Origin of the sequence: Labedella populi, assembly GCF_004078655.1 — a bacterium.
GTDB classification, from domain to species: domain Bacteria; phylum Actinomycetota; class Actinomycetes; order Actinomycetales; family Microbacteriaceae; genus Labedella; species Labedella populi.
The window spans coordinates 166824-190925 of sequence record NZ_RZNC01000002.1 but is presented as its reverse complement, the minus strand read 5'-3'; the positions used below and the strand labels follow the sequence as shown (position 1 = coordinate 190925).

The following is a 24102-nucleotide window of genomic DNA, read 5'->3' as shown; positions in this document are numbered from 1 at the left end:
GGTACTTCGTGAGTACTTCATTATGGTGTTATGCATATGCTCCACACAAACTTCTTGCCCCGTCAGTCTGTGGGCGGAATGTTTCGACCGCATGTCGGGCACGAAAAATCAAGGTACGAATGACGACGGATCTCGTGGTCATGCTGGCGGCTAGGCGTTTAGGTATAGGTTGTTAACAAATCTGCCATTCACGCGTCCTGGGGAGATGACATGCCTTCCGACACCGCCCGATTCACACCCCGCGGCCCGGTCGACGTCGACCGTCCCGACGACCTCGATGCCTTCTGGAACGAGGCGCTCGCCTACCTGGAACACACGGCGCCCGCTGCCGCGTTCGTCCTCGATGAGACGATGTCCGGCGACGGTGTCGACGTCTTCGCGGTCACGTACTCGTCCGCGGGAGGCGTCCGCGTCGGCGCGTGGTACACCCTGCCTGAAGGCGCCGCGCCGGACGCCGACCTTCCCGGCATCCTCTTGATCCCGGGATACATCTCCGATCCGACGGTCGCGAAGTCGTGGTCGTTGCGCGGGTACGCCGTCCTCAGCGTCGCTCCGCGTGGAAAGGTGCGGGCGCGCGACCAGATCGACCCGGGATACCCCGGTCTGCTGGTCGACGGTGCCAACGACGCCCGCTCAGCCACGTACCTCGGCTTCTACCTCGACGTCGTCCGCGGGCTCGACCTCCTTGCGGACCGCGACGAGGTCGACCGGACTCGCATCGGCGTGCACGGCTCGAGCCAGGGCGGCGGCCTCGCCGTGGCCACCGCAGCGCTTCGACCGGACCTGGTCCGCTGCATCAGCGCGGGCGCCCCGTACCTGTGCGGCATCATGTCGAGCGTCCGGCTCACGCTGACGTACCCGTACCAGGAGATCCGCGAGTACCTCCATATCCACCCGGAGCAGCGGACGGCGCTCGAGACCGCCTACTCGTATCTCGACGTGCTCAACATCAGCGAGCGCGTCGCGTGTCCCGCGCAGGTCTACATCGGACTCGGTGACGACGTCTGCCCACCCGAGACGGGCTTCGCGCTCGTGGAGCGCCTCCCCCACGTCGAGCAGTTCCTGACCTACCAGGGGTGCGCGCACGGCGCGGGACTCCCCTGGGTGAATGAGGAGATCGACGCGTTCCTCGAGCGGCACCTCTCCCCTTCGCCGGCGGCGGCGCGCGAGCACGACCTCATCGGAGGCAACGCATGACCGTGGACTATTGGGACGACCTCGACGCCGACCTCGCGACGGTGCCGACGAACCTCGTCCTCACGCCGGAGCCCTCGCGGACGACGCCCGACTGGACGTTCTCCACCATCACCTTCTCGTCCATCGGCCACCGCGGCTCGAGCCGCTATCGTGCCGCCGGCTATCTCAGCATTCCCACCCGGCCCGGCCCGCACCCCGGCGTGCTCGAGATCCCGCGGCACGGAAGTGTCAATCACACCCCGCACAGCAACGACCGCGCCCGCTACGCGATCCTCACGCTGATGCACCGAGGCCAGCGACTCGCCGACGCACCGTACCGCGCCCCCTATCCCGGCCTCCTCATCGACGGCATCGTCGACGCTTCCGAATACGTCTACCGTGGCGTCGTCGCGGACTGCCTCCGGGCGGCCGAGATCCTTCACTCACACCCGGGTGTCGACAGCGCCCGTCTCGCCGCCGTCGGCGAAGACCTCGGGGTGCTGACCGCCGCACGCCGCCCGTTTTTCCGTGCGCTCCGGGTCGACGGCCTGCTGCTCACCGATCCCTGGCGACGTGCCGAGTCCACCCGCGCGTACCCGTTGGAGAGCCTCAACGACTTCCGCCGCCACAGCACCGACGACGAACTCGCCGCCGCCCGGTCGACGACGGCGCTGTACGACCCGCTCGCGCTCGCCGGTGACGTCACGGCCGCCGCACTCGTCAGCGACGGCTCTGCCTCGGGTGCCGCGCTCGCCTCGAGGCTCGGAGGCACGACGGATACCCTCGTCCCGACCGGTCATGACCGCATCGACGACGACGCGCGCGACGCCTGGCTCGCCGCGCAGCTCGGCGCACCCGCGATGAGCCGGTACGTCGACGCGATGATCCCGCTGCCCGGGGAATGACGCCGTGATCGTCAACGCGGCAGCGACACTCACGGCGCTCGGCGGCTCCATCATGCCGGCGCCCGTTGTGGCGGCGATGCTCCATGCCGCACAGTCGTGGGTCGATCTCCCACACGCGTACGACGAAGCGGGCGCCCGCATCGCCGCGCTCACCGGCAACGAAGCGGCCGCAGTGACGACCGGGGCGGCCGCCGGTCTCACCCTGACCGTGGCATCGCTCCTCACCGGACCCGAGCCGCCGTCGCTCGAAGTCTTCCCGCTCGTACAGCCACGACACCTCGTGATGTTCCGTGGGCAGCGCAACGGCTACGACTATGCGATGCGACTGCTCGGTGTGCGGATCGACGACGTCGCCCACGACGAGATGGCGCTCGACCGTGCGCTCGCGTCGGATCCGCTCGCGGTCGTGTGGTTCGCCGGAACCCAGTATCCGGTCACCGAGGTCTCGCTGCAGCGGGTGATCGAACGTGCGCACGCCGGGAATGTGCCGGTCATCGTCGATGCGGCTGCGCAGATCCCTCCCGTCGCGTCGATGTGGGACTTCACTCGCGGCCTCGGTGCCGACGTGGTCGTCTTCTCGGGAGGAAAGGGGCTCGGCGGCCCGCAGGACAGCGGCCTCGTCCTCGGGCGCCGCGACATCGTTCGCGGCGTCCGAGCCCACGCCGCCCCGCATCAGGGGATCGGCCGAGGGATGAAGGTCACCAAGGAGTCGCTCGCGGGGATCGTCGCCGCTGTGGAACACGCGCTCAGCATCGACGAACCGGCAGTGCTCGCTCGCTACGAGTCGGTCGTCACCGCGTGGATCGATCAGGCCAGGGCCGCGGGGCTCCCCGCCGACCGCGGGTTTCCGAGCGAGGCGGGACAACCTCACAGCCGCGCGCTGGTCGGTCTGGGTTCGGTGACACGCGCCACCGAGGTCCGCGACGCGATGTGGAGGCAGGAACCACGCGTCGCCGTACTCGTCGCCGGAAGCGCCGTCGCCCTCAATCCACAACCCGTCCGCCCCGGCGAAGAAGATGTCGTCATCGCAGCGCTTCTGCGTGCGTGTGACATCATGTAGTCGGGTGGCCCCATGACTCACGCCCGCATCGGGGAAGGACGGAGTTTGGCGATGGTTCTGCCGGACCCGTGGACTCGCTCCGACTCGAAGAAGCTGCTGCCGACCGACGCCCGTGCACACAACCGCACCCTCGTCCTGCGCACGGTCCTGCGCACACCCGACGTGAGTCGCGCCGACGTCGCGCGCATCACGGGGCTCTCGCGCATCACGGTGTCGGACCTCGTCGGCGGTCTCGTCGGAGACGGCCTCCTCATCGAGACCGGCGCCCGCGAGTCGAAGGGCCGTCCGGGAAAGCCCGCCACTCCCCTGCAGGTCAATCCGCTCGCGTTCGCCATCATCGCCATCGACCTGAGCCAGCCCCACCGCTTCCACGGCGCCGTGCTCTCCATCACCGGGGAGATCCTGCACCGAGCCGAGGTCCGCGGCGATCTGACGGGCGGAGGGGCGCTGACCGCCGTCGTGAACCTGATAGCCCGTCTGCAATCCGCCACAGCCCCCCGGATCGGCGGGATCGGCATCGGCTCCCCCGGCATCGTCGACGGCAGCGGAACGGTCGTCGAGTCCACCAATCTCGGGTGGCGACGGCTACCGCTCGCGACCCAGGTTTCCGAGCGATTCGGTGTGCCGACGATCGTCGAGAATGACGCGAACGCTGCGGTCACCGCCGAATTGAATGTGGACGGCAGTGAGGATCTGCTCCTCGTGCGCATCGGCACCGGCCTCGGAGGCGCCGCCATCGTGAACGGTCATCTCGTCCGCGGTGCGAACAACGCAGCCGGCGAGCTCGGCCACATCACCATGCCCGGTCCGGGTGACTCTCCCGTGACGGTGGAGGCGACGATCCAGCACCTGCTCGAGCAGGGGGGCGACCTTGGCCTCCTGCAGAGGGTCGGCGCGGTGCTCGGCGAGCAGCTCGCCCCCGTGGTCGCGATGCTCGACGTGCCCGAGATCGTCATCGAGGGGCCACACGACCTGGACGTCGCGGCGATCGCCGCCGCCGCGGAGACGGCGATCGCCGGTCTCCGACGAATCGGAACCGGGCACCCGTGCCGAGTGCGTCCGGGCTCGCACGATGAGGACGTCGTCCTCATCGGCATGGCCGATCTCCTCCTCAGCCGGACGATCGCGACGATCTGATCGGCGAGCGGCCTCGCCGAGCGGGAGGGCCCTTCGGATCGTGCCGCCTTTCACGATTGCGTATGGCGCAACGCCTGTTGCAGTGTCCGCTCATTCCCCCTACGATTGTCGAGTGTCCGACCCGACTCCCCACCCCGCTCCGGTGTGCGCATGAGCCAATCGCTCGAGCGCTCCCTCGACGCCTTGGACCTCGTCGCTGAGGGTTGCGGTTCCCTCGACGAGCTCGCCGCGAGGCTCGAGGTGCACAAAACGACGGTGCTCCGCCTGCTGCGGGTGCTCGAGGCGCGAGGCTACGTCACGCGCGACAGCCAGCACCGCTATCGCATCGGCCCGACGCTGTACCGCTTCTCGCACAACGCCCCCGAGACGGACGACGTCCGCGAGGCTGCTGCGCCGCACATGCGGGCGCTGGCTCGGCAGATCGGGCAGACGGTGCACCTGGCGGAGTACCGCGACGGCGTGGTCACCTACGTCGACAAGGTCGACTCCGGGCACAAGCTGCGCATGTACTCTCGAGTCGGACTTCCCGCCCCACTCCATGCCACCGCCGTCGCGAAAGTGCTGCTCGGCGACATTGATGACGACGAGCGTCGTCATGTACTGGGAGCGCACGATTTCACCGCCTACACGGGGCGCACCGTGCGGGAACGACAGACGCTGGAGGCGGCCATCGCCGAGGCCGCCGAGCGCGGGTGGGCCGTCGACCACGAAGAGCACGAGACGTTCATGAATTGCATCGCGGCGCCGGTGCGTGCGGCAGACGGCCGAATCGCGGCCGCCATGTCGGTGTCGGTGCCGAACATCCTGCTTTCCTACGACGAGGTGCTCGGTCTGCTCCCGGAACTTCTCGACACGGTCGCCGCCGTCTCCGCCGATCTCGGTTTCCACAGCCCGCAGACGTTCATCCCCCCGACCCCCGACGAAAGCGAAACCGTATGACCGACCGTACCGCCATCTCCACCGCCGACGCCCCCGCTCCCGCACACACCTTCTCGCAGGGCGTGCGCCGCGGCCCCTTCGTACAGGTGTCGGGTCAAGGCCCCGTCGACCCGGCCACCGGCGAGTACCTGCACCGCGGCGACGTCGCGGCCCAGACCGTGCGCACCCTGCTCAACGTCGAGGCCATCCTCACCGCCGCGGGCGCGAGCTTCGACGACGTCATGATCCTGCGCGTCTACCTCACGACCCGCGATGACTTCGCGGCGATGAATGACGCCTACGGGTCGTTCGTGTCGGACCGCTGCCCCTCGGGCGTGCTGCCGTCCCGCACGACGGTGTTCACCGGGCTCCCTCGCGAGGAGATGCTGGTGGAGATCGACGCGCTCGCCGTCACGGGCTGATGCTGCCCCTGCCCTCGCACCGGCTGGTGCCGCTGGCCTCCATCGGCGACCCCGACCACATCGACGCGATCGGCGACGGCCTGACCGCGGGCGGGCTGCCGGTCGTGGAGGTCGCGCTGCGAGGTGCCCACGGCATGCCCGCCGTGAAGCGCCTCGCGGCCCGCGGCGATCTGCACGTCGGAGCGGGTACCGTGCTCAGCGTCGACCTCGCGCGCCGGGCTCTCGACGCCGGCGCCACGTTCGTCGTGACCCCGGGCCTCGATCCCGAGGTCGTCGGCTACGTCAGCGATGCCGGCTTCCCGGTGATCCCCGGAGTGCTCACCCCCACCGAGGTACAGGCTGCCATGGCTCTGGGTCTCGACCGACTGAAGCTCTTTCCCGCCGGCGTCTTCGACGGCCTCGCACTGCTGGACGCCTACGGTGATGTCTATCGCGGCGTGCGGTTCATGCCGTCGGGTGGCGTGCGCCCGCAGAACCTCGCCGCACACCTCGCGCATCCCGCGGTGTTCGCCGTGAGCGGCAGCTGGATCACCGCCGCGGCACCGCAGGGCGCCGGCGCCGTCGCGTCCGCCGTACGCGCGGCCCTCGGCATCGCCGATGGGCGTAATGCGGCGTGAAGCGCGAACTGGACGTGCTGTCGATCGGTGAGAGCCTCGGGCTGCTGGTCACGACCCGCAACGGTCGCCTCGCTCATGCCCGCGACATGCGGCTCGGCTTCGGCGGCGCCGAGAGCAACGTCGCCATCGGGGTCGCCCGCCTCGGCGGCACGGCCGGATGGATCGGCAAGGTCGGCGCTGACGGCGTGGGGGACCTCATCGTCCGCGAGCTGCGCGCCGAGCGCGTCGAGACCCATCCGCTGGTCGATGCGCATGCCGCCACCGCCCTGATGCTGAAGGAACGGCCGACGCCCGGCACGAGTCGCATCACCTACTACCGCAGAGACCACGCAGGCAGCCACTTGGTGCCCGACGAGATCGCACCCGGACTCGTCGAGCGCGCGCGGGTGCTGCACATCACCGGCATCTCGGCCGGCCTCGGCGGCTCGCTGCTGACCGCGGTGCACGCTGCGATCACCCGAGCACACGCCTCCGGCGTGGTCGTGTCGTTCGACGTCAACCACCGCAGTGCCCTCTGGGCGGACGGCACGGGCGCCGCCGTCGCCTACCGCGCCCTCGCAGAGCGGGCCGACGTCATCTTCGCCGGCGTCGACGAGGCCGAGATCCTCACGAACGAGACCGCTCCGGCGCGCCAGCTCGACGCGCTACGGCGCCTCGGACCGCGCTGCGCGGTGGTCAAGCGCGGTGCCCTCGGCTCACTCGCGGAGGACGACAGCGGGCGCGCCGACCGAGAGGCCCTGCGTGTGGACGTCGTCGACACGGTCGGTGCGGGGGACGCGTTCGTCGCGGGATGGTTGGCCGAGACGGTGCGCGGGTCGTCACTTGAGGACCGCTTGCGTGTCGCCACGGAGTGCGGGGCCTTCGCGTGCACCGTCGACGGTGATTGGGAGGCCGCACCCACTCGCGAGGATCTCCGCCGTCTCCACCTCCCCGCGCACGAGCCGGTGCAGCGGTGAGTCGCCTTCTCACCGCTGCCGACGCGATGAGTCATCGAGCCGGTGACTCGTTCGGGCGCCCCGGTCGGGCCGCGCCAGCCCCCTGGCGCGCTCGCCGCCCGCTGTTAGGGTCGGGGACGTTGCTCACTCACAGAACGGGGACCCCATGACCATCACCACCTCCCTGCGCGCGCGACGCGCCGTCGTCGGCCTCGTGGCGGCCGGCGCCCTGCTCCTGACCGGCTGCACGGCCGGACAGTCGAAGGACGAAGCCTGCACGCAGCTCAACGAGGAACTCACCGCGGCGAGTGAGGAGCTCAACTCGAGCATCTCCACTCTCGCGACCGACCCCGAGGGCGCCGTGGAGGCGCTCGAAAGCTTCCGCGACACGTTCGGCGAGACGGTCGACGGCATCAGCAACGAGGAAATCAAGGCCCTCGCCGAGGACACCGAGGATTCCCTCGGCACCTACGTCGACGAGGTGTCCGCGGCCGCCGGCGACCCCGCGAACGCCGACAGCGAATCCGTGATGGCGTCGGTCACCGACTTCCAGGAGAAGGCCGCGGCCATCCAGGAGGCGTGCGGCTGATCCGCCTCCGCGCACGGAACGGCCCCGCATGATCCGTCATGCGGGGCCGTTCCGTCTGGTGGGCCTGCTGCTAGAAGATGACCACGACGAGCCGCTTGGGGCTGGTCGCCGCCTCGTGCGTGGCGTCACCCTCGTAGGCTGCTCGCACCGTGTGCACTCCCGAGCCGAGCTTCGGCAGCTTCACGGTGGCGGTCCCGTTCGCATCGAGCACGGCCTCGACCGACTTCCCTCCGGCCGTGATGACGACAGTCCCGGTTCCGGGGGCGTCCGAGTCGCTCGTCACCCTGACCGTTGCGGTGCGGGTCGACCAGCTGAACCCGACCGTCGGCGAGACCGAGAGCGAGACCTTCGAGACGAACGCGACGACGACTCCCGCCGACGTGGCGGCGCCCGGAGCCAGACCCTCGGCCGTCGCCGTCACGACGACGGTGATGGTCTTGCCCTGGTCGGCCCTCTTCACCTTGTAGGTCGCCTTCGTGGCTCCCGGGATGTCGACGCCGTCCGCCTGCCACTGATAGGCGAACGCGACCCCCTCGGTGTCCCACTCCCCTGGGTCCGCCGTCAGCTTCTCGCCCACCTCGGGCGTTCCGCCGATGGTCGGGGGAGTCGTGTTGACGGGAGAGTCGGGAGCGGGCGCCTCTCCGCTCGCGACGGACACCACCGTCGCCTCCCCTGTGTCGCCGTACACGATGACACCGACGTAGTCCGAGAGCGGTGCGAGGCCGGTCCACGAGACGGTGTAGGCGATCGGCTCGCCCTGCACGCCCTCGAGCTCGGTCGGATCGACCGCGAAGCCGCCCTCACCCGCCCCGGGGACCACGGAGGCCGTCTTCACGTCGAACGCCGTCGTACCGCTGTAGACACTCGCGACGACGAGGTAGTCGCCCGCCTCCGGCGCCCAGATGTCGACCTGCTCGTCGGCCGATCCGGTCGCCGACTGCCATCCCGCGACCGGCTCACCGGCCGCATCGAGTTGATAGACGACCAGATCGAGGTCGGCCGTCTTGTCGACGGCGATGAGCGAGAATCGCGCGAAAGACGCCCCGTCGGCCACCGAGACGGGGTAGGTGAACTCGTCACCACCCGATCCGGACCCCGTGTGGCCCTCCGCCGAACCGTCGCCCTCCACGAGGATCGCCGGCGCGAGGCCCTGAGCCGAGAGCGGAATCGCACCCGAACCGCCCGGGGTCACCTCGATCTCGACGGAGCCCGAGACGCCCTCACCCGCGACCTCGTCGGGAGCGACGATCGTGACCGGCTGCACCGCGATCGGCGAGCGCACCGTGGTGCCGTCGTCACCCTCCCAGACGAGCGACCCGGTCGCGAACTCGTCGAGGGGAGCGTCCGTCCGCGTGAACGTCACGGTGTACGAGACGGACTCGCCCTCCGCGACGGTGAACGACGACGGCGTCACCTCGGCCGTGATGCCCGGGATGTCGATCGGCCGAGCCGTGTACGTCCCCGCCGTGGTCGCGGTCACCGTCCGGGTGACCGTCTCCGGAGCGGTGAGCGCTCCGATCGCGATCGAGGCCAGATTGAGGCTCGACGGATCGATCGGTTCGACATCGGGTGACAACTCGAAGCCGACGCCCTCGATGTAGGACTCCCAGTCGTCGACACCGTTGAGGTACAGCAGACCGGTGTCGAGGAACGATCCGGGCTCGACCTGCCCGGCACCCTGGACGAAGGGATCGCTCACGTCGTGACCCGCCGCATCGACGGTGTCCGACGCGGTCGTCATGAGCGCCGACTTGATCTCGGCGGGAGCGGCGGTGGGGTGCACGCCGAGATAGAGCGCACCGAGGCCCGCGACGTGCGGTGCCGCCATCGACGTCCCCGACAGGAACTTGAAGGTGGGCTCCGCGCCTTCGGCGTTCGCCCCTCCCGCGAGGATCGCGACGCCCGGAGCGGAGACGTCCGGCTTCAGAATGTCGCTTCCGTCCGCGAGCACGGGTCCGCGGCTCGAGAAGCCCGCGACCTGCGGGGTCGGCGGTGACGGGTAGTCGGACACGTTGTCCGGCAGGAAGGTCGCCGTGGCTCCCTCGGTCTGCGCGTACGCGACGATCGCGTCGCGGAACTGCACGTCGACGTGGACCGTGGGCACGCTGTGCTCGTCGAGATCGATCGAGCCTGCGACGGGGTTGACGAGAAGCATGCCGATGCCCCCGGCCCGTGCGACCTCTGCCGACTTCGCCGTGCGATCGTACGTTCCGCGATCACACACGACGATCATGCCCTCGACGGCGGCGGGATCGAGCGAACCCGGGCCGCAGAGGTTGGCGTCCGCGACTCCCTCCGCGGCGACGTCGTCGGCCCAGACGAGCGGCCCGGTGAAGGGTGTCGCCCCCTCGGAGCGGTCGACCGTGATGGAGGCGCCGGGGTAGGCGGAACCGTCACCCAACTCGACGGTGGCCTCGTAGCTCGGGATGGTGGAGGCCGCGACCGTCGTGATCCACGGCGACGCATTGTCGAGGGTCGATTCCCCGGGGCCGTCGTTCCCGGCCGAGGCCGAGACGAAGATCCCCGCCGCCGCGGCACCGAAGAACGCGTAGTCGGTCGCGGAGACGGTCGTCTCCGCGGCGCCGCCGCCGATGGAGTAGTTGATGACGTCGACGCCATCGGTCACGGCCTGCTCGATGCCGGCCAGGAGGTCGGTCGTCGCGCAGCCGTCGTCGGTCGTCACGGCGGGATCCGGCCCCGACCAGCAGACCTTGTACGCCGCGATCTTCGCCGCCGGGGCGACCCCGGAGATCTGCCCGTAGCCGACTCCCCCGACGCTCGCGTCGACGGCGTGGTTGCCGGCCGCCGTGCTCGCGGTGTGGGAGCCGTGGCCGTCGCCGTCACGCGGCGACACGTACTCGCCGACGCTCGCGTCGCCGATGCGGTCGGCGCCGAAGCCGTCGACGTAGTACCGCGCGCCGATCACCTTCGTGCTGCACGAGGAGGCGGCGAACTGCTCGCCCTCCTCGCACACGCCTCGGAATGTGCCGCCGTCGCCCTTCGAGAACACGATCTCCTCGCCGTCGAGGAAGGGTGCGTCTCCCGGGGTCGTTCCGAGCGACTCACCGGCGAACGAGGGGTTCTCGGGTGCGATGCCCGTGTCGAGGACGCCGACGACGACGCCGGCACCGGCCGCATCGACTCCGCCGACGCTCTCCCACACGCCGCCGTCGCCCGAGAGGCCGAGGAAGTCCGTCGAGGACTGGGCGGTCGTGTGCAGGATCTCCTCCTCCTCGAGGGAGATGACGCGCTTGTCGGCGGCGAGCGCGCTCGCCTGTTCGCTCGAGAGGTCGGCGGCGAAGCCGTTCACCGTGAGCGTGTAGGAGTAGTCGATCGTCGCGTCGACCTCGGCCGCGACGTCCTCCTGCTCGGCGGCGAGGTAGTCCGTGTATTCCGTGACGTCCGTCGCGCCGGGGTTCAACCGACCCCCCGGGTCCGGCTTCGTGGCATCGAAACCCGAGACGCCGCCGTCGTAGGTGGCGGCCGGGTCGTCGGCGAGGGTCACGACGTAGCGCCCCGCGTCGAACGTCGTCTTGCCGCTTTGCGCGAACGGCGTGGGAGCGGCCGTCGCGGTGCCGCCGGTGAATGCGATCGCGGAGATCGCGAGTGTTGCGGTGACTGAAGCGGAGAGCACTCGGCGTGCCCCCGCTCCGCGTGCGTCGCCCCGTGGGCCACGCGGAATGGAATATCTCACGGATACCTTCCCCGTCTCGTGAACTGACGACGCCGATCAATACGGCCTCGTATTGCGCGGGCTTCGGGTACCCGGGAACGAAACTAGCGCACAAGTGGCCCCCGAGCGAGGGCCACGTGTAAACGTCGCGTTACGGCCGTTCGTGTGTCGGGTGAATGGCGGACACGCTCTCGGAACGCACAACGACGCGCGAAAAAGGCCGGATGACGCTCCACTTCGGCGCGGGGACACGAATGGCGCGACGATCGCCCACGGCGAACGTGAAATCTGGCACTCGGCCCACGAGAGTGCTAATCTGATCTCAGGTTGAGCGAACCCCACTCAACTCTGGAGAACCGTACATCCGGCCGCCCAGCGGCCCCGACGAAGGAGAAATCGATGGCCATGAACTTCGACCCATTCCGCGAGCTCGACCGCGTCGCCGGTGCGTTCCTCGACACCCGACGGGGACCCCGCCTCATGCCGATGGACCTCTACCGCGACGGCGACCACTACGTGATGGCCGCAGACCTGCCCGGCATCGACCCCGGCTCCGTCGACATCGACATCGACGGCCAGCTCCTCACCATCCGCGCCGAGCGCACCCTCACGCAAGGCGAGGGCGTCGCGTGGCTCGCCAAGGAGCGCGAGTCCGGTTCCTTCCTCCGCCAGCTGAACCTCGGCCAGGGCGTCGACACCGAGAACATCACCGCGAACTATGCGAACGGCGTGCTCTCCGTGACGATCCCCGTGAGCGAGAAGGCCAAGCCGCGGAAGATCGCCGTCGGCTCCGGAGCCGAGCAGTCCGACCAGGGCCAGGCTCTCGACCAGAGCTCCACGCTTCAGGTCAACGAAGCGTCCTGATCGGCATGACGCACGAAGCCCCTCCCCGCATCAGCGGGGAGGGGCTTCGTGCGTCATGCCGAGGATCAGGCGCCGGCCATGCGCTCCTGCAGGTTCGCGTCGAGCGTCGCGAGGAACTCCTCCGTCGTCTGGTACGGCTGCTCGGGGCCGACGAGGAGCGCGAGGTCCTTCGTCATCTTGCCCGACTCGACCGTCTTGATGACGACGTCCTCGAGGGTCGCCGCGAAGTCGATGAGTTCCTGGTTGCCGTCGAGCTTGCCGCGGTGCGCGAGTCCCCGTGTCCACGCGTAGATCGAGGCGATCGGGTTCGTCGACGTGGGTTTGCCGGCCTGGTGCTGGCGGTAGTGCCGCGTGACCGTGCCGTGGGCGGCCTCCGCCTCGACGACCTTGCCGTCCGGGGTGGAGAGCACGCTCGTCATGAGGCCGAGCGAGCCGAAGCCCTGAGCGACGGTGTCCGACTGGACATCACCGTCGTAGTTCTTCGTGGCCCAGACGTAGCCACCCTCCCACTTGAGCGCCGACGCGACCATGTCGTCGATGAGGCGGTGCTCGTACGTGAGGCCGGCGTCGTCGAACTGCTGCTTGAACTCGGCCTCGAAGACCTCCTGGAAGATGTCCTTGAAGCGGCCGTCGTACGCCTTGAGGATCGTGTTCTTCGTCGAGAGGTAGACCGGGTAGTTCCGGGCGAGACCGTAGTTGAGCGAGGCACGGGCGAAGTCGCGGATCGACTCGTCGAGGTTGTACATCCCCATTGCGACGCCGGAACCGGGCGACTGGAAGACCTCGAACTGCTGCGGCTCCGAACCGTCCTTCGGCGTGAAGGTCATCGTGAGCGTGCCCTCGCCCTCGAAGCGGAAGTCGGTCGCGCGGTACTGGTCACCGAAGGCGTGGCGACCGACGATGATCGGCTTGTTCCAGCCCGGGACCAGGCGCGGGATGTTCGAGATGATGATGGGCTCGCGGAAGATGACACCGCCGAGGATGTTCCGGATCGTGCCGTTCGGCGACCGCCACATCTTCTTGAGGCCGAACTCCTCGACGCGGGCCTCGTCCGGTGTGATGGTCGCGCACTTCACACCGACGCCGTGCTTCTTGATGGCCTCGGCCGCGTCGATCGTGATCTGGTCGTCGGTCTCGTCCCGCTTCTCGATACCGAGGTCGTAGTACTCGAGGTTCACGTCGAGGTACGGGTGGATGAGGGTGTCCTTGATGGCCTGCCAGATGATGCGGGTCATCTCGTCGCCGTCGAGCTCGACGACCGTGCCTTCAACCTTGATTTTCGACAAAACAACTCCTGTAGGGAATACGGGCGGATCTCGCCGCACCAGCTTACCGCGCGCCCCAGTTGTCTCGACGTCGAGACAACTGCGGGTGATGCCGCCCGCGGGGGCTCCATCCTTCCCTGCCGACCGCCTCGACCGGTAGCCTGTTGACATGGCTGAGCTGAGACTCGAGGAACTGTCGGCGTCCACAATCGTCGCGGTCAACACGCTCACGCTCAAACCGGGCCAGGAGCAGTTCGTCGCCCCCGTCTCATACGCCGTCGCCGCAGCGGTCGTCGACCCGACGACGAGCTGGCAACGCGTCATCCTCGACGGCGATGAGGTCGTCGGCTTCATTCAGGGCAACTTCGACCCGAACGCCGAGCAGGAGGAGTTCCGCAGCATCCTCTGGCGGATCAACGTCGACGCCGACGACCAGGGCCGCGGCATCGGCACCTTCGCTGTCGAGGCGCTCCGGTCCGAGGCGCGGGACCGAGGGTTCAACCACCTCGATGTGATCTACGAGCCCGGTGAGAGCGGTCCAGAGGCATTCTTCCTCCGCGTGGGATTCGTGCCCGTCGGCGAGACCTCGTACGGCGAGACCGTCGCAGAGCTCGCCCTCTGAACCGATGCGGGTCGATTCGTCCCAGTCGCGGGACGGCGAGCCGAGCGGTCCTCCCACCGGTGACGACTTCGTCGAGGAGGTCCTCGCAGTCGCCGCGGCGATCCCTCCCGGTCATGTCATGAGCTACGGCTCCATCGCCGCGGCGCTCGGGTCGCGGTCGGCCCGCGGAGTGGGCCGCGTCATGGCCCATGCCGGGCACTCCGTTCCCTGGTGGCGGGTGGTGCGCTCGGGCGGACTCCCGCCCATCGGCCTCGAGGTCACGGCTCGGCCCCACTACGAGGAGGAGGGCACTCCGCTCGTCGACACGCCGACCGGCTACCGGATCGCCCGCTCCGCGTGGATCTGACCACCCGCGACCCGCGAGTCGTGCTGCAGGATGAGACGGTTCCCTCCGCAGGCTGACGACGTGGCACCGCGATCCCGTGAGGCTTGGTTCATGGTCTCCCGCCCCGTCCGTCTCACGGCCTTCGTCGCTCTCGCGGTCCTCGCCGCCCCGTTGCTCGCGTCGTGCTCCAGCCTCCAGCTGGCGTTCGGATCGACGACAAGCGCGGCCTACGGCAGCATTGACGAGTTCCGCACCGACACCACACTCCCCGCGCCCTCGTGGGTACCGGATGACGCGACCGACATTCGGTACACGACCGACCTCGCCGACGACTCGTCGATCCTGACCTACCGCTCGGCCTCGCACTTCGCGAGCGGAGCTTGCGACACCGACGCCCGGACGCCGAACGTCTCGGAGTCGGAAATCGTTGCGGAGGCTCCCCTCGAGGACACCTGGTGGCCCGAGACCCTCCCCGCCACGCTCGTCACGTGCGACGCCGGGTGGACCGCCTTCGTCGACGGCGACGTCGTTTACGGCTTCACCCCCGGAGCCTCCGATTCCCCGACGCAGGGATCCTCCGGCGTCGGCGCGACGTCCGAGAACCCGCCATCCCTCCCCTGAGAGACGGCGGGGTGCCGGAGGACTTCGGTCCCCCGGCACCTCGGCGTCACGAGCGCGGCAGGTCAGACGAGGGAGTCCCTCCACGCCGCGTGCATGCGCGCAAAGCGACCCGACCCGCTAATGAGGTCGGCGGGGGTGCCGTCCTCGACGATTCGACCGTGCTCCATCACGAGCACACGGTCGGCGATCGCGACCGTCGAGAGTCGGTGCGCGATGATCACGGCGGTGCGGTCGGCGAGAAGCGTCTGCAACGCCTCCTGGACGAGCCGCTCGCTCGGGATGTCGAGCGACGCCGTCGCTTCGTCGAGAATCAGCACCGACGGGTCGGCGAGGAACGCCCGCGCGAACGAGATCAACTGGCGTTGACCCGCCGAGACGCGACCGCCGCGCTTGTTGACGTCGGTGTCGTAGCCCTTCGGCAACGCGTCGATGAACGTGTCCGCTCCCACCGCTTGCGCGGCACGCTCGATCTCGTCTCGACTCGCTCCGGGCTTGCCGAGCGCGATGTTGTCCGCGACCGTGCCGGAGAACAGGTACGCCTCCTGCGTGACCATCACGATCGCACGCCGCAGATCCTTCGGATGCAGCTTCCGGAGGTCGACGCCGTCGAGGAGGACGCGCCCGTCGGTCGGATCGTAGAAGCGCGAGATGAGCTTCGCGAGCGTCGATTTCCCCGCCCCCGTCGTCCCGACCAGAGCGATCGTCTGCCCGGCAGGGATGTCGAGCGTGAAGCTCGGCAGCACGACGCTGTCATGGTTGTAGGCGAAGCGCACGCCCTCGAACGAGACGTGCCCCCTCGCCTGCCACAGATCGATCGGGCTCGTCGGATCCGGCACACTCGGTCGCTCCTCGAGCACCCCGGAGATCTTCTCGAGCGCTGCCGCCGCCGACTGGTAGGAGTTGTAGAACATCGCCATCTCCTCCATCGGGTCGAAGAAGCGACGCGTGTAGAGCACGGCGGCGAGGAGCGCACCGATCTCGATCGCGCCGTCGACGACACGGAATCCCCCGACGAGCAGGACGGCGGCGACCGTGACGTTCCCGATCAGCACGAGCCCGGGATCGAAGAACCCGAACAAGCGGATTGCCCGGGCGTTCGCGTCGCGGTAGTCCTCGACGAGAGCACCGTACGTCGCCTCGTTCCGCTTCTCCTTTCGGAACGCCTTCACCGCCCGGATTCCCGTCATCGTCTCCACGAATTGCACGATGACCCGCGCGGACGTGACACGCGTCTCGCGGAACACGGACTGCGACCGCTTCTGGAACCACCGGGTGAGGATGAGCAGCGGGATGAGCGAGACGAGCAGGACGAGCCCGCTCGTCCAATCGAGGAGGAAGAGGGCGATGCCCGTGAAGGTCATGTAGAGGAAGCCCGAGACGAGCTGATTGATCCCCGAGTCGAGAAGCTCCTTGATGGAGTCGAGGTCGCTCGTCTGGCGCGAGATGATGCGGCCTGAGGTGTAGCTCTCATGGAACTCGAGACTGAGCCTCTGCGTCTGGAGGAACACGCGCTTCCGCAGGTCGATGAGGATCGCCTGACTGATGCGCGCGCTCAGGACCGTGTACCACGCGATGAGGACCGCACCGATGAGACCCGTCACGAGATAGATCGCGACGATGAGGACGATCGGCATCCAATCGGCTCGTTCGAGCACCGCCGGGAGGCCCGTGTCGATCCCGAACGCAATGAGGGCCGGCCCCGCGACCTGCGCGGCCGTCGAGACGACGACCACGAGCATCGTCCAGAACACGCGGACCTTGAGCGGACCGAGCAGCGAACCGAGAAGGCGAAGCGAGCGCCGGCGGATCTGCCGCGATTCCTCCTTCGAGAAGTCGTCGCGCTCCTCACCGCTCACGCCGAGGACGGATGCCGAGCTCATGAGGTAACCTCCTGTCGTCCGTCGCCCTCGGTGGGGACGAGCGGGTCGTCGTCGTCGAGGCTCGAGATGACGAATCGGTAGTGCTCACTCGACGCGAGCAGTTCGCTGTGGGTGCCGACGGCCGTGATGCGGCCGCGCTCGAGGAGTGCGACACGATCGGCGAGCATGACCGTCGACGGGCGGTGCGCCACGATGAGCGCCGTCGTGCTCGCGAGCACGCGGCGCAAGGCGGCCTCCACGAGCGCCTCCGTGTCGACGTCGAGCGCGGAGAGCGGATCGTCGAGCACGAGGACCGCGGGCCTCGCGGCCACGGCACGTGCCAGCGCGAGTCGCTGTCTCTGCCCGCCCGAGAGGCTCAGCCCCTCCTCCCCGACGGTCGTCTCGATGCCGTCCGGCAGCTCGCGCGCGAACCCCGCTTGCGCGATGTCGAGGGCCTCCTCGAGAGCTGCGTCCGCCTCGGGCGAGTGCAGATCGATGTCGTCGCGGCCGAGGAGCACGTTCTCCCGGATCGTCGCCGAGAAGAGCGTCGCGTCCTCGAACGCCATCGCGATGTGCCGACGGAGTTCGAGCCGTGAGAGGTCCCGGACGTCGACACCGTCGATCGTGATGCGTCCCCCGGTGACCTCGTAGAGCCGAGTGGTCAGCGCCGTGAGAGTGGATTTGCCGGACCCCGTGATCCCGATGAGCGCCATGGTCTCGCCCGGCAACAGTTCGAGCGAGACCCCGTCGAGCAGGTCGGGCTGACCCTCCGCGGTGTCCTGGAACCGGAAGTGCACGTCGTCGAACACGAGGCGTCCCCGCGGCTCGTCGACGCTCGCGGGCTGCGCGGGATCGGTGATGGTGTTGACCTCGTCCATCACCTCGAAGAACCGGTCCGTCGCGGTCCGCGTGTCGAAGGTCATCGCGAGCAGGAACCCGATCGACTCGATCGGCCAGCGGAGGATCGCCGCCGTCGCGAAGAACGCGAAGAGCTGCGCGACCGTGAGTTCGCCCGACGCCGCAAGCCACACCCCGCCGAAGAGGCACAACGCGAACGCGATGTCGGGGAGGAGGAGGAGCCAGTACCAGATCCCGGCGATGGCCTTCGCCTTCTCGATCTCGGTCCCGCGCAGGCTCTCGGCCTGCGAAGCGAAATTCTCGAGCGCGTGCTTGCCCCGACCGAACGCCTTGAGGACACGGATCCCGTGCACCGACTCCTCGACCGCCGTCGCGAGGTCTCCGGCCTGGTCCTGGCTCCTCCGGGCGATCCGCGAGTACTTCTTCTCGAAGACGAAGCCGTAGATCCAGATCGGGACGGCGCAGACGATGAAGATCGCGCCGAGCAGGGGGCTCCACGTGAACAGGACGACTCCGCCGACGACGATCGTCACGGTGTTGACGACGAAGAGGACGAGACCGAAGGAGAGCCACCGGCGGATGAGGCTGAGGTCGCTCATCGCACGTGACAGGAGCTGACCGGACTGCCAGCGATCATGGAAGGCGACGGGGAGGTCCTGCAGCTTCGCGTAGAAGGAATTGCGCAGTCGCGCTTCGACGTGGGTCCCCGGCGTCAGCACGAACCAGCGGCGGAGCGCGATCATCACGGCCTCGAGTACTCCGAGGCCGAGGACGAGGAGCACCGCCGGCCAGATGTTGGCGGACTCGCCCGTCTCGAGCGCGTTGTCGACGAGGTTCTCGAGGACGAGCGGGATCGACAGGGCGACGAGTGCAGCGACGAGAGCTGCGACCATGCCGAGGGCGATGCTCGGGATGGCCGGCTTCGCCCACGGATAGATGCGCCAGAGCGCCGCAGCCGTGCTGAGCCGGCGGGGCGGAGTCGAGGGGGAACGGTCAGGCATGAGGAGCTTCCTTGCGCGTGCGGACGGCGCGGAGTCGCGACGGAGACGTCGACGAGAGTCAAGCGGAGGAGCCGGTGCGGCCCGTCGCTGAGTGAGAGGAGCGGGGGCGGCGATCCGCACGGGGCGGCGAGGCAGGGGCGTGAGGGTGCGGTCGGCAGGTCTACCCGACGAGCGACGCGCTCGAGACGGAGCGGAACCCGCCGGCCGGGTCCGTCGGCATGCCCAGTCCCGTTTTCGGCGCGATGACTGTGTTCATGTGACCCTCCCCTGTATCGACGACTCGTGAGCCGCGCGGGGTGACGAGATCACGACGCACGCAGCCTTTCAGGATATTCACAGAGCAGCGCGCGGTGCAAGAGCGATGTCGACGTCCGTCGGTGAACATGTCGCGACGGAGCGACGCGGTCGACCGAGTCGGGCCGACGAGGACTCAACCGAGTCGGACCGACAAGCAGGTGACGCAGCCCTCGAGCTTCTCGAACTCGGAGATGTCCACGGTGACCACGTCGTACCCGAGCTCTCGAAGCAGCTCGGCCGTCTCGGGGGCGGCCGCCGACATGAGGAGCGTCTCGGGGTCGAGAGCCACGACGGCGACGCCCTCCCTCTCGGGCACCGGGAGGAACCGCGCGAAGAGGCGCGGCTCGTCGACGAGGTCATCGCGACCGATGACCGTTCCGTCGGGAAGGGCCGTGACGGTCGACTTCAAGTGGAGGGCCCTCGTCACCGGCACTGCGACGACCTCGAAGCCGCGCGCAACGAGCAGGGCGCGGAACTGGGCGATCCCGTCGGCGTTGGTGCGGCTCGACCGGCCGACGTAGACCGTCTTCCCCACGACGAGCACGTCGCCGCCGTCGAGTGTCCCCGGGTTCGAGATGCGCTCGATGTCCAGGCCGCGGGCGGTGAGCACCTCTTCGACTCCATCGGTCTCGCCCCGCCGCGCCTCGCTTCCCGACCGTGCGATGATCGCGAGGTCGTCGATCACGACGACGGCGTCCTCGACGAAGACCGAGTCCGCAAGCCGCTCGGCGTACGGCACTTCCTGCGTCGTCCAGCCGTGCTCCGTGAAGGCGGCGACATACGCGTCCCACTGCGAGTCGGCCAGGTCCGTGTCGATCGGGGACCGTTCGAGATGCGTCGTCTGCCCGTCGGCGAGGTTCTTCGCCGGCAGCCGCACGAGCGCCACGCGCGTGGGGGCCTCGTCGGTGCCGCCCCCGCCGACGACGGCGCGGTACACGAGGCGGCCGACCGTCGATACGACGGCGACGGCCGCGACGAGGAAGCCGAAGTTGACGGTGAGCAGCGTCGCGGCGATCGAGGGCACGAACGTGTCATCGATCGGTACGCCTTGCGTGACCACCTGGAGCGAGGTCCCCGCGAGCGGCGCGATGATCCCCGCGGCGACTCCCGCGACGAGCGCTCCCCACCAGCGGTCGAGGAGACCGAAGACCCCGAACGCGAACACGACGACGAACGCGATGAGCGACGCGCTCAGGAAGTACTGGTGCGCCGCCCCGATGATCGCCGGGTTCGAACTGTCGGCGATCCAGAAGGCCACGAGCATGGCGAGGTGGACGAGACCGGCCGATGCGACACCACTGAGGACGGAGGCGAGGAGGCGACGGCCCCAGGATACGGACATGGCTTCGAGCCTATCCGAGAGGGACACCCACCCGAACCGAGACGCACACCCACCCGAGCGAGGCGAGTCCCCGTGCGGCCGGACCTCGCCTCGCTCGGACGGTGCAGACTCGCGCTCAGTGGAAGAAGTGCCGCTCCCCCGTCGTGTACATCGTGACGTTCGCCGCGCGCGCCGCGGCGAAGACCTCCTCGTCGCGCACCGACCCCCCGGGCTGCACGACAGCGCGGACGCCGCCGTCGATGAGCACCTGGAGGCCGTCAGCGAAGGGGAAGAACGCGTCGGAGGCCGCGACGGAGCCCGTCGCGCGGTCACCGGCGCGGGACACGGCGAGGTGGCAGGAGTCGACCCGGTTCACCTGCCCCATCCCGACGCCGACGGACGCGCCGCCCGACGCGAGCAGGATCGCGTTCGACTTCACGGAGCGGCAGGCCTTCCAGGCGAAGGCCAGGTCGGCGAGCGTGTCCGCGTCGGCCGCATCGCCGGAGACGAGCTCCCAGCCAGACGTCAGCGCCTCGAGGTCGGCCTCGGAGAAGCGATCGGCCTCCTGCACGAGCATGCCGCCGGAGATCTGCTTCGACTCGAGCGGTTCGAGTTCGAAGGACTCGGGGAGCTGCAGGATACGCAGGTTCTTCTTCGTCCGGAGGACGTCGAGGGCGGCCTCGTCGAACGCCGGCGCGACGATGACCTCCGTGAAGATCTCCTTCACGGTCTCGGCCATCCCGAGTGTCACCGTCCGGTTCGCCGCGATCACACCACCGAAGGCGGACACGGGGTCGCACTCGTGCGCACGACGGTGCGCCGACGCGATGGCGTCGGGCGCCTTGGGGTTGGCCACGGCGATCCCGCATGGATTCGCGTGCTTGATGATCGCGACGGCGGGCTCGGCGAAGTCGAAGGCGGCCCGCACGGCCGCGTCGGCGTCGACGTAGTTGTTGTAGCTCATCTCCTTGCCGTGCAACTGCGTCGCCTGAGCGATGCCCTGGCCGCCGGAGCGCAGGTAGATGGCGGCCTCCTGGTGGGAGTTCTCGCCGTAGCGCAGCACGTTGCCGAGTTCGGCCTGGATCGTGAGCGACGCGCCGAAGCCCTCGGAAGCGTCGGTGAACCATCCGGCCACCGCGGTGTCGTAGGCGGCGGTGTGGGCGAAGGCCCTCGCCGCGAGTTCACGCCGCTCCGCGAGCGTCGTGCCCTTGCGTTCGCGGATCGAGGCGATGAGGTCCGAGTAGGCGTCGGGTGACACGACGATCGCGACGTTCGGGTGGTTCTTCGCGGCGGCCCGCACCATCGCCGGTCCCCCGATGTCGATCTGCTCGACGATGTCGTCGCTCGGCGCGCCGCTGGCGACCGTCTCCGTGAACGGGTACAGGTTCACGACGACGAGCTCGAAGGGCTCGATCGAGAGCTCCGCGAGCTGCTCCTCGTGCGACTCGAGGCGCAGATCGGCGAGGAGGCCCGCGTGCACGCTCGGGTGCAGCGTCTTCACGCGACCGTCGAGCGACTCGGGGAAGCCCGTGACGGTCGCGACGTCGGTCACGGAGTGACCCGCTTCGCGGATCGTCGCGGCGGTCGAGCCCGTCGAGACGATCTCGACGCCGGCATCGGCGAGCGCCTGTGCGAGGTCGAGCAGCCCCGTCTTGTCGCTCACGGAGATGAGTGCACGCTTCACCTCGACGAAGTCGCGGTCGCGGTAGAGGCTCGAGTCGTGGCGGGGGCCGGCCATGCTGGTGCTCCTTGTTAGAGGGCCTCGAGGTCGAGGCCGTTGGCGATGTCGATGACCGTCTGCACGAGCAGGCGCCGTTCGACGGGTTTGATGCGTTCGTGGAGGGCGCTCTCGTCGTCACTCGGGAGGACCGGCACCCGCTCCTGCACGATGATCGGGCCGTCGTCGACGCCGTCGGCGACGACGATGATCGAGGCGCCGCTCTCGGGGGCACCGGCGGCGATCGCGTCGCGGACGGCGTGCGCACCCGGGAACTCGGGGAGATAAGCGGGGTGCGTGTTGATGAGCCGCGGAGACAGCGCGGACACGACCCGGTGCGGCAGGAGCCTCATGAGTCCCGAGAGCACCACGAGGTCGGGCTGCCACTCCCGGACCCGCTCGAGCAGCGCATCGCCCCACTCGTCCCGGCTGCCGAAGTCCGCATACGGCACGGTGAAGGTCGGGACGCCGAACTCCTCGGCGTGGGCGAGTCCGTCGGCATCACGATCCGCGCCGACCGCGACGATGCGCGCCGGGAAGCCCTCGTCGGCTTGCGCCTCGAGAAGGGCACGGAGGTTTGACCCACCTCCGGAGATGAGGACAACGAGCGACAGCACCCCGCAATCCTAGCGGGGTGACCGAGGCGCCCTGCCCCGCTCAGTCCTCGGCGGCACCGTACCGGCCCGACGCCATGCCGACGAGCGCGGCGATTCCCGTCGTCGCGAGAGTCGCGAGGGCCACCCCGAGCGGCGCGGGCCCGACCTCCTGGAGCCGCTCGGGGCCGATGGCGCCCGCCGATGCGAACGCGAGCAGTCCCATGAGCACACTCGCGACGAGGGCGATACCGACGGCCGTCAGGGCGAGGGACCCGACGAGGCCGCGTGTTCCCACCGCGCGCACGACGGCGGGCCTCACGGCGGCGGCGCCGAGGAACCCCACGAGGACGGGGATGATCAACCCGAGGAAGCCGAGCGGCAGGTCGCCCGTCGGGATCGCTCCGAGAACGGGGATCCCGGGAACCGGGCCCAAGAGCGTCGCCGCGGGAGAGACACTCGTTCCGACTCCGATCGCGAAACCCGGGCCGAGGAGCCACGACGCACACCACACGACGAGATTCGGCAGATAGGCGAGTTGGGCGATCGTCACCGCGATGCCGCCGGTGACGCCGACGCCGGAGCTCTCGTAGAGTCCCACGATCGTGCCGAACGAGGCGACGAGGACGATCGCGACGGTGACCGCCGCGACTCCGACGATGCCGGCGGCCACGATCGCGCCGCCCCGCAGGGAGGCCGCGATGATCCCGCGGCCGCGTGCACCGAGTCGGTCGGTGAGATGCTCGACCGCCGCCGCCGCACGTCCGCCCAGTGGCTCGTCGCCGCGGCGCAGTCGAGCGCCGATGAGCCCGACGCCGAGCCCGACGAGGTAGACGAGGGCCGGCGAGCCGATGCCCCCGAGGAGCGACGGGCTGACGACGTCCTGTCGGGCGGTCGCGGTCACGATCGCCGAGAGGACGAGGACCGTGGCGGTCGCCGCGACGACGCCGGTGATCCAGAGTCCGGAGTCGGCCGCTCGACCGCCGGTCCGGGCACCCAGCAGCACGGTGACGAGGCCGACGCCGAGCGGGGCGAGCGAGACGGTGAACGGCTCCCCCGCCTCGAGGACTCCGAGTCGGGCCACCGTCACCGGGTCGAGAGCGACCGTGAGGTCCGCTCCGTGACCGAGCAGCCAGACGTCGACGGCCGCGCGCCAGAAGACCGACCAATCGAGGGCGAAGCCGTACTGGACTGCCCAAAGTAGCGTCAGCGGGACGAGGGCGATCGCGATCCCGATCGCGACGACGATGAACGCCTCGAGGGCGGCGAGCAGCGCGACGGTCGTACGATTCATAGCTCGGCGAGCCTACCCGGAGATGCCGCGCCG

At 69.3% G+C, this 24102-nt stretch carries 21 protein-coding genes; 13 read left to right on the top strand and 8 right to left on the bottom strand.

Annotated features, from left to right (window positions below):
* The first annotated feature begins 210 nt into the window (after positions 1 to 210).
* From ELQ92_RS06550 to ELQ92_RS06510, 9 genes are all read left to right on the top strand, one after another.
* Positions 211 to 1197, top strand: coding sequence for an acetylxylan esterase (locus tag ELQ92_RS06550; protein ID WP_128498204.1), 987 nt, complete (start codon positions 211 to 213; stop codon positions 1195 to 1197).
* Entirely contained in the window at positions 1194 to 2081 is an 888-nt protein-coding gene (locus ELQ92_RS06545) for an acetylxylan esterase (RefSeq protein ID WP_128498203.1), read from the top strand. Before ELQ92_RS06550 ends, ELQ92_RS06545 begins: the two co-directional genes overlap by 4 nt.
* Positions 2082 to 2085: 4 nt before the next feature.
* On the top strand, positions 2086 to 3141 hold the full coding sequence (locus tag ELQ92_RS06540; RefSeq protein WP_128498202.1) for a PLP-dependent transferase: 1056 nt from the start codon (positions 2086 to 2088) through the stop codon (positions 3139 to 3141).
* A 51-nt stretch (positions 3142 to 3192) separates the two neighbouring features.
* Positions 3193 to 4278, top strand: a complete 1086-nt coding sequence (locus ELQ92_RS06535; RefSeq protein ID WP_166426728.1) for an ROK family transcriptional regulator — start codon at positions 3193 to 3195, stop codon at positions 4276 to 4278.
* A 150-nt stretch (positions 4279 to 4428) separates the two neighbouring features.
* Positions 4429 to 5217: an IclR family transcriptional regulator gene (locus tag ELQ92_RS06530; protein ID WP_128498200.1), complete on the top strand. Its 789-nt coding sequence runs from the start codon at positions 4429 to 4431 to the stop codon at positions 5215 to 5217.
* Positions 5214 to 5618, top strand: a complete 405-nt coding sequence (locus ELQ92_RS06525) for a RidA family protein (RefSeq protein WP_128498199.1) — start codon at positions 5214 to 5216, stop codon at positions 5616 to 5618. The genes ELQ92_RS06530 and ELQ92_RS06525 overlap by 4 nt, the downstream gene beginning before the upstream one ends.
* A gap of 26 nt (positions 5619 to 5644) precedes the next feature.
* The gene (locus tag ELQ92_RS06520; protein WP_243694907.1) at positions 5645 to 6235 is read left to right on the top strand and encodes a bifunctional 4-hydroxy-2-oxoglutarate aldolase/2-dehydro-3-deoxy-phosphogluconate aldolase; all 591 of its coding nucleotides are present in this window, start codon (positions 5645 to 5647) and stop codon (positions 6233 to 6235) included.
* Positions 6232 to 7191: a sugar kinase gene (locus ELQ92_RS06515; protein WP_128498197.1), complete on the top strand. Its 960-nt coding sequence runs from the start codon at positions 6232 to 6234 to the stop codon at positions 7189 to 7191. Before ELQ92_RS06520 ends, ELQ92_RS06515 begins: the two co-directional genes overlap by 4 nt.
* Before the next feature lie 145 nt (positions 7192 to 7336).
* Positions 7337 to 7759: a hypothetical protein gene (locus ELQ92_RS06510; protein ID WP_128498196.1), complete on the top strand. Its 423-nt coding sequence runs from the start codon at positions 7337 to 7339 to the stop codon at positions 7757 to 7759.
* A 70-nt stretch (positions 7760 to 7829) separates the two neighbouring features.
* Here ELQ92_RS06510 and ELQ92_RS06505 read toward each other — a convergent pair whose 3' ends face one another.
* Positions 7830 to 11393, bottom strand: coding sequence for a S8 family serine peptidase (locus tag ELQ92_RS06505; RefSeq protein WP_243694906.1), 3564 nt, complete (start codon positions 11391 to 11393; stop codon positions 7830 to 7832).
* A 438-nt stretch (positions 11394 to 11831) separates the two neighbouring features.
* Here ELQ92_RS06505 and ELQ92_RS06500 point away from each other — a divergent pair, with 438 nt between their 5' ends.
* Positions 11832 to 12296, top strand: coding sequence for an Hsp20/alpha crystallin family protein (locus ELQ92_RS06500; protein WP_128498195.1), 465 nt, complete (start codon positions 11832 to 11834; stop codon positions 12294 to 12296).
* Positions 12297 to 12361: 65 nt separating this feature from the next.
* Here ELQ92_RS06500 and ELQ92_RS06495 read toward each other — a convergent pair whose 3' ends face one another.
* Positions 12362 to 13582 carry an NADP-dependent isocitrate dehydrogenase gene (locus ELQ92_RS06495; protein ID WP_128498194.1) on the bottom strand — a complete coding sequence of 407 codons (1221 nt, stop codon included), beginning with the start codon at positions 13580 to 13582 and terminating at the stop codon, positions 12362 to 12364.
* 148 nt (positions 13583 to 13730) lie between these two features.
* Here ELQ92_RS06495 and ELQ92_RS06490 point away from each other — a divergent pair, with 148 nt between their 5' ends.
* From ELQ92_RS06490 to ELQ92_RS06480, 3 genes are all read left to right on the top strand, one after another.
* The gene (locus ELQ92_RS06490) at positions 13731 to 14183 is read left to right on the top strand and encodes a GNAT family N-acetyltransferase (protein ID WP_128498193.1); all 453 of its coding nucleotides are present in this window, start codon (positions 13731 to 13733) and stop codon (positions 14181 to 14183) included.
* Between the two features lie 4 nt (positions 14184 to 14187).
* Positions 14188 to 14529, top strand: coding sequence for an MGMT family protein (locus ELQ92_RS06485; RefSeq protein ID WP_128498192.1), 342 nt, complete (start codon positions 14188 to 14190; stop codon positions 14527 to 14529).
* Between the two features lie 90 nt (positions 14530 to 14619).
* Complete coding sequence (locus ELQ92_RS06480; protein ID WP_128498191.1) at positions 14620 to 15129, top strand: hypothetical protein; 510 nt, start codon at positions 14620 to 14622, stop codon at positions 15127 to 15129.
* A gap of 62 nt (positions 15130 to 15191) precedes the next feature.
* On the opposite strand, the gene ELQ92_RS06475 is transcribed toward ELQ92_RS06480, so the two are convergent.
* The 6 genes from ELQ92_RS06475 to ELQ92_RS06450 form a co-directional block, all read right to left on the bottom strand.
* Positions 15192 to 17009 carry an ABC transporter ATP-binding protein gene (locus ELQ92_RS06475; RefSeq protein ID WP_128498190.1) on the bottom strand — a complete coding sequence of 606 codons (1818 nt, stop codon included), beginning with the start codon at positions 17007 to 17009 and terminating at the stop codon, positions 15192 to 15194.
* Entirely contained in the window at positions 17006 to 18847 is a 1842-nt protein-coding gene (locus tag ELQ92_RS06470; protein WP_128498189.1) for an ABC transporter ATP-binding protein, read from the bottom strand. Before ELQ92_RS06470 ends, ELQ92_RS06475 begins: the two co-directional genes overlap by 4 nt.
* Positions 18848 to 19277: 430 nt before the next feature.
* On the bottom strand, positions 19278 to 20486 hold the full coding sequence (gene ddaH, locus ELQ92_RS06465; RefSeq protein ID WP_128498188.1) for a dimethylargininase: 1209 nt from the start codon (positions 20484 to 20486) through the stop codon (positions 19278 to 19280).
* Positions 20487 to 20601: 115 nt separating this feature from the next.
* Positions 20602 to 22203, bottom strand: a complete 1602-nt coding sequence (purH, locus tag ELQ92_RS06460; RefSeq protein WP_128498187.1) for a bifunctional phosphoribosylaminoimidazolecarboxamide formyltransferase/IMP cyclohydrolase — start codon at positions 22201 to 22203, stop codon at positions 20602 to 20604.
* A 14-nt stretch (positions 22204 to 22217) separates the two neighbouring features.
* Positions 22218 to 22799 (bottom strand): phosphoribosylglycinamide formyltransferase, encoded by a 582-nt coding sequence (purN, locus tag ELQ92_RS06455; RefSeq protein ID WP_128498186.1) that lies wholly within the window; start codon positions 22797 to 22799, stop codon positions 22218 to 22220.
* A gap of 40 nt (positions 22800 to 22839) precedes the next feature.
* Positions 22840 to 24069, bottom strand: a complete 1230-nt coding sequence (locus tag ELQ92_RS06450; RefSeq protein WP_128498185.1) for a cell division protein PerM — start codon at positions 24067 to 24069, stop codon at positions 22840 to 22842.
* Positions 24070 to 24102: the final 33 nt, after the last annotated feature.

Coding starts and splice junctions, on each gene's coding strand:
- ELQ92_RS06550 (WP_128498204.1), top strand. CDS start 211: ATGCCTTCCGACACCGCCCGATTCACACCCCGCGGCCCGGTCGACGTC.
- ELQ92_RS06535 (WP_166426728.1), top strand. CDS start 3,193: ATGGTTCTGCCGGACCCGTGGACTCGCTCCGACTCGAAGAAGCTGCTG.
- ELQ92_RS06545 (WP_128498203.1), top strand. CDS start 1,194: ATGACCGTGGACTATTGGGACGACCTCGACGCCGACCTCGCGACGGTG.
- ELQ92_RS06525 (WP_128498199.1), top strand. CDS start 5,214: ATGACCGACCGTACCGCCATCTCCACCGCCGACGCCCCCGCTCCCGCA.
- ELQ92_RS06530 (WP_128498200.1), top strand. CDS start 4,429: ATGAGCCAATCGCTCGAGCGCTCCCTCGACGCCTTGGACCTCGTCGCT.
- ELQ92_RS06485 (WP_128498192.1), top strand. CDS start 14,188: ATGCGGGTCGATTCGTCCCAGTCGCGGGACGGCGAGCCGAGCGGTCCT.
- ELQ92_RS06510 (WP_128498196.1), top strand. CDS start 7,337: ATGACCATCACCACCTCCCTGCGCGCGCGACGCGCCGTCGTCGGCCTC.
- ELQ92_RS06470 (WP_128498189.1), bottom strand. CDS start 18,847: ATGCCTGACCGTTCCCCCTCGACTCCGCCCCGCCGGCTCAGCACGGCT.
- ELQ92_RS06500 (WP_128498195.1), top strand. CDS start 11,832: ATGGCCATGAACTTCGACCCATTCCGCGAGCTCGACCGCGTCGCCGGT.
- ELQ92_RS06490 (WP_128498193.1), top strand. CDS start 13,731: ATGGCTGAGCTGAGACTCGAGGAACTGTCGGCGTCCACAATCGTCGCG.
- purH (WP_128498187.1), bottom strand. CDS start 22,203: ATGGCCGGCCCCCGCCACGACTCGAGCCTCTACCGCGACCGCGACTTC.
- ELQ92_RS06450 (WP_128498185.1), bottom strand. CDS start 24,069: ATGAATCGTACGACCGTCGCGCTGCTCGCCGCCCTCGAGGCGTTCATC.
- ddaH (WP_128498188.1), bottom strand. CDS start 20,486: ATGTCCGTATCCTGGGGCCGTCGCCTCCTCGCCTCCGTCCTCAGTGGT.
- ELQ92_RS06480 (WP_128498191.1), top strand. CDS start 14,620: ATGGTCTCCCGCCCCGTCCGTCTCACGGCCTTCGTCGCTCTCGCGGTC.
- ELQ92_RS06475 (WP_128498190.1), bottom strand. CDS start 17,009: ATGAGCTCGGCATCCGTCCTCGGCGTGAGCGGTGAGGAGCGCGACGAC.